8 protein-coding genes are annotated in these 7,985 nt (G+C 51.8%); 2 read left to right on the top strand and 6 right to left on the bottom strand.

Annotation, left to right across the window (positions count from 1 at the left end):
- Both NTV65_00975 and NTV65_00970 read left to right on the top strand, forming a co-directional pair.
- A partial coding sequence (locus tag NTV65_00975) for a hypothetical protein (protein ID MCX6113774.1) occupies positions 1–872 on the top strand: 872 nt, incomplete at its 5' end.
- 51 nt (positions 873–923) lie between these two features.
- Positions 924–1,460, top strand: coding sequence for a hypothetical protein (locus tag NTV65_00970; GenBank protein MCX6113773.1), 537 nt, complete (start codon positions 924–926; stop codon positions 1,458–1,460).
- Positions 1,461–1,498: 38 nt separating this feature from the next.
- Here NTV65_00970 and NTV65_00965 read toward each other — a convergent pair whose 3' ends face one another.
- The 6 genes from NTV65_00965 to NTV65_00940 form a co-directional block, all read right to left on the bottom strand.
- On the bottom strand, positions 1,499–2,773 hold the full coding sequence (locus NTV65_00965; protein ID MCX6113772.1) for a glycosyltransferase: 1,275 nt from the start codon (positions 2,771–2,773) through the stop codon (positions 1,499–1,501).
- A gap of 162 nt (positions 2,774–2,935) precedes the next feature.
- Positions 2,936–4,144: a DUF4143 domain-containing protein gene (locus NTV65_00960; protein MCX6113771.1), complete on the bottom strand. Its 1,209-nt coding sequence runs from the start codon at positions 4,142–4,144 to the stop codon at positions 2,936–2,938.
- 92 nt (positions 4,145–4,236) lie between these two features.
- Positions 4,237–5,130, bottom strand: a complete 894-nt coding sequence (locus NTV65_00955; protein MCX6113770.1) for an acyl-CoA desaturase — start codon at positions 5,128–5,130, stop codon at positions 4,237–4,239.
- Positions 5,131–5,247: 117 nt separating this feature from the next.
- Complete coding sequence (locus tag NTV65_00950; GenBank protein ID MCX6113769.1) at positions 5,248–5,985, bottom strand: hypothetical protein; 738 nt, start codon at positions 5,983–5,985, stop codon at positions 5,248–5,250.
- A gap of 37 nt (positions 5,986–6,022) precedes the next feature.
- The gene (locus NTV65_00945) at positions 6,023–7,594 is read right to left on the bottom strand and encodes a GH3 auxin-responsive promoter family protein (GenBank protein MCX6113768.1); all 1,572 of its coding nucleotides are present in this window, start codon (positions 7,592–7,594) and stop codon (positions 6,023–6,025) included.
- A 53-nt stretch (positions 7,595–7,647) separates the two neighbouring features.
- On the bottom strand, positions 7,648–7,905 hold the full coding sequence (locus NTV65_00940) for a hypothetical protein (protein ID MCX6113767.1): 258 nt from the start codon (positions 7,903–7,905) through the stop codon (positions 7,648–7,650).
- Between the last annotated feature and the right edge of the window lie 80 nt (positions 7,906–7,985).

The following is a 7,985-nucleotide window of genomic DNA, read 5'->3' as shown; positions in this document are numbered from 1 at the left end:
TTAAGAAACGCTATTTAATGGGGTGTGTGCCGCCTGATGATGACCCGAGCAAAATTCCCCCAGAATGTACTGTGTCAGATTTTAATCCGGTCCTAGATAAGCTTAGCAAGATAAACTACTCCCCTCAGGTAATGGCGGAGCCCGATAAACGGCTAGCGTGTAGTGGAGAGCCGTTGCCAGAATGCGCAAATCCACATCGGAGCGTGACGAAAGAGGAGGAGGTTTGGCCGGTTACTCTAGAGCGTGCCCAGAAATGTAGCGACGCACGGTTCCCAACGCCAGGAAGCTTTACCACGGATCCATTGCCGGTTAATAATTGTATAGATCGTGGGGCTGAGTTAGAGAAGAAATATAGAGAGAAGAACAAGGTTCCCATAAGTGTGCCGATCCCGATAATCCCAGGAGATAAGAAGGACCAGTATCAGCCTGCGCCACCAACAGATATCTGTATTCCATCTACGCCTGTAGATGGCGCGATAAAGGAAAGTCTGTGTGGAGAGCGCTTAAGTAGATCGGCAGCTTATCAATGCTGCAAAGATAACGGCGAGAGGTGTAAGCTTAAGCCGATTGTGGATCTTAAGCCGGGAGATCCCGTTAATAATGACGATAAATTATTCCTCAGCGCTGCCGCTAAGCGGGTCGTTGATACCGTCCAGGTCGGCTATCCCCCTGCACAGCGCTTAAATACCTGTGATGGTAAGGCAAAAAACTGCCTGATGGTCTCAACGAAGCTGATTGATGACCGCAAAAGGGCACAGGTAAGTGCCGAGGTCACGGTTCCTCTGCAGCTCTCGGCGCTCTTTGGATCGAATGGGGTTACTGTCAGACACGATGAGACCAGACTTATGGAGCACACCTTTCTGGCTGAGTAATACTACGCACGCTGTATTGCGACCCGATTATTAGTGGCGGATAATCGTGGTATGATTATCAGAAAACTTAAAATCCTCCTCCTGCATGTCTCCCTTCTAGCTTGTGCTCTATGCCTTACTAAGGGTGCTATAAGCGCCGCGGCTGAGTTCACACCGGCACCTGATGCTAGCGCTGATGATGAAAACCTGAGCGGTCGCCCCGATCAGTTCAGTATCGTTGTTGATAAAGCTGTGAGCTGCCTCGTACGTCAGGATGCGCCCTGCTTTCGGGCATTACTTGGTGAGGGGACGATTAATAACGAGAACCGGGGGACGGCTGCTATCGATCAGGTTATTACCACCAGGTTCATTCCGTTCTTCAACGACTTTATGAAGCTTACTGATAACGTTACGACACTGCCTACGCATGATGGTCAGAACAATCAGGGGCTTGCGATCTTTCGCACCTTTGAAACCACAGAAAAGCGCGAGAAGCCCTTCGTTATCTACATTATTAATCGGGACGGGCATTATGAGGTAGGGAATCTACAGCTTAACGTAACGGCGGGGGACGCGCGTAGTTCGCAAAAAAGCAACGCGAAAAAGTAGCGCGAAAATCTAGCGCTCTGCATCAGATAAGTTTTGCCCTATCTCTGCAAAATTAATGTCATAGCCTGCTCAGCGATATTAAACACGCTGCTAGCCGGTTCTTGAGATATGCGTGAAGCAACGACCTCAGCTTCTAACCGTTTACCCTGATTAAGCAGGGAGCGCACCCGCGCCAGGGCCAGAATATACTGAGAGGGTAGGGACTCTGCATGGGCTAGTAGGAGCCGTGTGCCGGCACCCTCTGCCGCACATCGGTCCCAGCGGGCGTAAATTCGAACTAGGTGAGCCGCCTCGATATTGTTCGGAATACAACCATCTTGCTGTGATGCCAGGGCCGCTTGAACGGCGCCCCGTAGCGCCACCATCGAGAGGGCCGGATTATGGCGCTCAAGAAACGAGCTTGCGATAGCAAGGTTTATCATCATCGGCAGATGACGAGCCGTGGTTTGTGGGCGCTTTGTTAGGGAGCTTAGTATGTTATGCAGCACAGTAGCGCGGTGCATTGGGGTGTGTTTCTTAAGGATCTCCTCGCGACCGGCGTGGGCTATCTCGCGCATTCTATCTGGGGCTGCAAGGAGCGCGCGCGCCTTCTCTGCAGCATCTTTTGTATCCCCCGCTGTGTAGGTGACCAGATGCTCACCATCATTAAAGATCTCTAGAAGTCCGTTTGAGCTGTGCTCGGTAAGCAGGAGTGCTCCGCACATCATCGCCTCAAAGACCCTGAAGTTAAGATCGCTACTGACGGTTTGATTTATAACGATATCGGCCTGTGGAAATATCTCCCAGTAGTTCCCCTGCCTAATCGTAATCGGGAGGATCTCTTTAAGGGTATTAAAAAATTGCACCCGTTTTGGATTAAGCCTCTCATCCATCGTACCAACGAATGAGACCGGCGTAGTTTTTTCAGAGCATGTTTCAACGTGGCGTGAAGCCCAGAGCGGCATCCAGGTTGTAGGGGTAGCGGATGGAAGGAACTGATGCAGGTAATCTTTTTGAGCAACGAGCATGTGATCAAAGCAGTGCGCGAGTTGAGAGTGCAGCTCCCAGTGATGGTGCGTGTCCACAGAGTAGAAGATGGTCGGTATCGGGGTATCTTCGAGCCCAAGGATCATAACAGGCGAGCTATTATCTAGCCACACGATGCGGTCCGGAACAAACCCGCCGGGAAGTTGCGCGAGTAGCTCGTTAATATGGAGTACAGATATCGTAGGGCGATGCTCAAGGTGCGTGGCTTCGCCGCAGGTAATAACCTCGTGCCCAAGTAATCTTAACTCAGTTGAGAACCAATCCTGATTTAAAAGAAGGATCTTCATGGTCGGTGGCTAGGCCCTAATATAGCTAAGTTTACCCTGTTTTGATGATGAGCAGGGCCTCCTGGGCGCAGTTTTTACCTAAGCAACCGTAATTATACTAGCGTGTGCACATTCTGTGTAAGGCCTATGAAGTTACTGGGGAAACGTAACTGATAAAATGGACTAACCAAGCCCTATCTCACGTAGCCCTAGATTCCAGGGCAGCACGTTAATACCAGACGTGATGCGGGGTGTGGGATCAAGCGAGAGGCAGAACCGCTCGGCATTTGGGATGTCCCGTCCGAGTGAGATAAGAGATCGAAGGTGATCTTCGCGAACGTTATCGGTCGATTTAATCTCAACGAGAGCTTTCGGCGCGCCAGGCCTCTCAATTACTAGATCGATCTCGACGTCGTCTTTTGTGCAAAGATACGAAAATCGAAACGATTTTGAGAGGTAGGAGTTTTGTCTGAGGGCTTCGCATACCACAAAGTGCTCAAATGCTTGACCGAATCCATATGTTTTGGGCGACGGGATCTCATCAAGCGCTCCCAATAGCGCACGTTGAACTCCGAGGTCAAAGAAGTAGTATTTTGGGGCAGCGCGTTGTCGCTTGCGAATTGACTCGTGAAACGGATCAAGGCGCTCCGCTAATAGGGTATCCTCAAGGATCTGATAGTAGCTCTGCACCGTATGCGGACTAACCCCCACATCTCGGGCGATAGCGGTGTAGTTGATGATCTTTCCATTACTTTGGGCTGCAACCTCCAGGAAACGTCGAAATGGAGGTGCTGAGCGGGCGAGCTGCTCCTCTAGGATCTCTTCACGCAGGTATGTGTGCACATATACGTTGAGGATCTCTTTACGCTCCTCATTCGATGTTGAAAGGACAACACGCGGTAACGTTCCCCAGCGTAGCGCATCGTGCAGTGAGAACCCCTCCGGTAGCTCTGGCTGCGTAAGGGGAAAGAGGTACCGCAAAAACGCCCGCCCAGCCAGGAGGTTAGCTTTTCCGCGCCGTAGCTTTCGAGCGCTTGACCCAGTTAGCGCGAAGTAGAGTTGTCGATCCTTCGGTCGCTCAGCTCCCACCCCCATACGGGATCGGCTGTGCGCCTCAATCTCAAGGTGAACCATATTGAGCAGCTCCGGCACACGCTGCACCTCATCGATAACTACCCACTGAACCCCAGTGCTGGGAAGACGGGCGATCCGATCGGAGAGCCTCTCAGGGTTGCGAGAGAACTCATCAAAGTCCCGCGCTGTAAGGAGATCGATAATATGCGTTGATTCCGCGGGCAGCCTGCTGCGTAGGATCCAGCTTTTGCCGGCTCCACGAGCGCCGAAAAGAAAAAAGCTGTGAGATTCCGGTAGGTTAATTGCTCTATGTAGCATGTGTCATATAAGGCAGACAAATATGTAGCATCATGCATGAAGATATAACTCTTTGCAACCACAAGAGGCAACTGATGAAAAGGCTAGCAGCCCTAGGCCGCCTTTAGCTGAGCCTTACGGTCGCGTGCTTCCTGGTAGATGCGCTCCGGTGGTTCCCGTAGATCCCACACTAGGCCGAGCCACGAGAGGCCCTTGAGGGTGTAGTGCGAGATATCAACCTCCCACCAATAGAACCCCTGACGCTCAGAGCCTGGATAACGGTGGTGATTGTTGTGCCACCCCTCGCCGAGCGTTATTAGCGCTAGTAGAAAGCTATTCTTGCTATCATCTCCGGTCTCAAAGCGTGGGCGGCCAAGCACATGCGCAAACGAGTTGATACAAAACGTGCCGTGGTAGAGCAACGTGGTGCTGATACAAAAGCCCCAGACAAAGAGCTGTGAGGCGCTCGTGTGAAGCCCAGGAGCGTACGCCTCAAGCGCAAAACCAAGTCCGAGCGTCGCAAATATAAGACAGAGCGGCGGGACCAGATGGTAGACATCGAGTAACCTGAGCTCTGGAAACTTAACGAGATCCTTTACGAGCTCCTCCCGAGTTCCGACGAACTGAGTGCTAAGCACCCAGCCAACGTGCGCCCACCACAAACCGTATATTCCTGGAGGATGAACGTCCTCCTCAGTATCTGAGTGCTGATGGTGATGGCGGTGGTGAGAGGCCCACCAGATCGGGCCCTTCTGCGCAGAGGTTGCGCCAAGAAACGCCAGTACGAACTGAAACCAGCGACTTGTTTGGTATGAACGGTGAGAGAAGTAGCGGTGGTAAACGCCGGTAACACCGAACATCCTTACCGCATAGAGGGCGACACAGAGCAACAGCGCCGTCCAGCTAAACCCAACCCAGAAGACCGCAAAGCAGCCGAGGTGAATCATCCAGAATGCGCTCTGTTTTATCAGGTTCATCGGGCTGAGCGGGTTTTCTTTTGTGGTCATCGTATATTCCCTATCCTGTGGTAGCTCGTAGGCTAGTCTATTGAGTGTTATAGTAAAGGAAATGCCGCCCTATGCAAACCCCTAGTGGTCTTAAAATACTAGTGTTAATTAGTGTGGTTATCGATATTGCCTGGGGGTAATTCGCACAACTTTATTGGCGCTGCGCTCATGGACGCTGTAGCCAAGCGCTATAGAGAGCGCGAGTGCGGCCACTACAAAAATTACTGAAATGACATTAGATAGGTGCGTAGCTTTAGAGACAAATTGGTAGAGGCACCAAAATGAAACCCCTGAAAGGATAAAGGCAACGATTCCAGGGAGTTTGTCGAGCGCTTTTAGGATTGAGCCACGCTCCCTATCACCGAGTAACACTATAATAGAGATAATACCCCCCACCATCAGCGAGGCCGCGCTAATAAGCACCATCAGCGAGATATCTGAGAGCTCCCCGGTTATGTTTCGTATAACGGCGCCACCAGCAAGGGCATGCAACGAGAGCGCCGCAGCGGTTGAGATGATAGTGATCGGACGTACCGAGATCGCCGGGTGGTTCTCACAGCTACAATCCCCCTGCATGCGGTGATGAACCCGGTGGTGCATAAAGTGCCAGAGTAGAAAGAGAGCCCCTCCCAGTACAAAGAGCTCGCCAAGCATCTCTGAATATTCAGCCACCTCGGAGGCTATAATGATACCAAGCACCCCGTATAAGGTATGAAATAATCCGAACGAAAGCCCCCATAGCCAAGCACGACCACTTACGGTCGCAGCAAGTGCGATAGCTATCAGGATGCAGCCATCTCCAAGCAGCGCCAGGGGATAGAGTATCAGTACAGAGAGGAGGGTGGCTATCGACATGGCCCCATTGTAGTCCGCGTAGGTGACCCTTTGCAAATTACGGGTGATTAGCCAGAGCGGCAGGGAGCTGCTCGATAGATCTATCTATCTTTGTAAATTCAACTAGTTCGCTGAGCATCACAAGATTTGTAATAATGCGTGGCACCTTGTTTTGCCCCCCTAGCTTGCCGCGACCCTTCATCCAGGCTGCAAAGCACCCCGTATTAACCGCCAGGATTGTGGGTGGCTTAAGACCAAAGCCACCCGAACGGTGTGCAGCGTAGTCTTCGTTGCGCTGAGAGAGCCGCTGGTCGAGCGTTGCTGCAAAGATCTCAAGGTTCTCTGGAGCTGGGGTTTCACCAACAAACTCGATAATAAAGATGTGTCCTCCGAGCTCTCCAGCTTGCTCAGGAAAGATCGGCCCAACGGTGTAATCAACTATATCTACACCGATCTGCTGTGCCGCCGTTACGATACCGTCCTCAATCTCCTCACCGATTAGGTGCTCGCCGAACGCTGAGAGGTAGTAAGAGGTTCTTCCGGTTACTAGTATGCGTGGGGTCTCTGTATCGACGAACCGTACGGTATCTCCGATAACGTACGACCACAGCCCCGCACAGGTTGTTAGTACGACTGCGTAGTTCGTGTCCCGCACGACGTTCTCGATCCAGTGGCGCGTTGGAGTGGGGCTATCGAGCTCCTCAAGTGGAACGAATTCAAAGAATAGTCCGTGATCGAGATTCATGCGCAGGCCGTCTCCATAGCCGCGATCGGCGACAGCGATAAAGCCCTCGCTCGCCGGGTAGACCTCGCGCAGCTCTGCTGAGCTGCCCGCAAGCGCCTCTCTGAACCGACCAACGTAGGGCGAGAAATTTACGCCGCCGTGAACTATCATCTCAAGGTTAGTGTAGATATCGGAGAGCTTCCCGGCAGTTTCAGGTTTGAGCGCGCTTAGTTTATCAAAGAAGATAAGTAACCAGGCAGGTATGCCGGAGATCATTCGAATATCCTCTGCGAGCGAGAGTTGCGCTAGGGTGTCTATCTTCTCTTCCCAGTTCTTTAGAAGAGCTAGGTGCGCCGGCGGAAAATAACGCGAACGGAGCCACCAGGGTAAGGTTTTTACAGCGATTCCGCTTAAATCCCCCAAGAATATATCTGGCGCTGGGGATGTTAAATCTGTACTTCCACCGAGCATAAAACTCTTGCCACCTAAGAGGCGCGAGTGTGGCCGGTTTGTAACGTGGTGCGCTAATAGGTCTATGCCGGCCTTGGTATTAGAGCGCAGCATGGCGTCCGAGCACGGGATGTATTTAGTCGTGCCCGAGGAGGTTCCTGAGCTAACGGGAAAAAACTTAATGGTGCCGGGCCAGGTGCAATCTTGCAGGTTGGGGAAGGGCGCCTTCCAGAACTCCTCCCAAAAGTTTTCGTATTTTCTAAGTGGAACCCGTTTCTGATACTCCTCAACTGAACCGATAGATGAGAAGCCGTGCTGCTTTCCGAAGGTCGTATTGGCGGCGGTTTTTACTAGAGAGAGGAGCTGCTTTCTCTGTGTATCAGCAGGGCACTGAGACGCTAACTGTTCGTTGCGCCAGCGAGCGTAGAGGCGGAGCAGGGGGGTTGCGTCGATCATGTCAGCTTTAGTGAATCTATTTACTGTAATTTTGTGGCAGAGGGGAGCGACCCCTAGAGGTTGCCTACCCGAGACTCAAACTGCTCCTGAGAGAGTATTCCAGGTAGCGAGGATCCCACAAAAAGGACAACGGCGCCATCAACCCTTCCTAAACGGGCGATCGTCTTAAGGAGCTCTTTGCGATTTGAATTATGGTTTCGAACGTGACCGGCGTCAGGGTGCATGTGTTCCGGCTTCCAGGCGTAATTAGTGAGCTCAATCCACTCACCTTCAAACGCCTCTCTAATACGACTCCACGGGATCTTTGCCATGCTCGTCACCTGTAAAAAGTATGCTCCGCAATATACAGATATTTCAATTCTTTGGGAAGTTTTTATGTTCGACAGGTCTG

The sequence above is a fragment of the Pseudomonadota bacterium genome (assembly GCA_026390555.1).
Lineage (GTDB): Bacteria > Bdellovibrionota_C > UBA2361 > UBA2361 > OMII01 > OMII01.
This window is presented reverse-complemented; position numbering and strand designations above follow the sequence as displayed.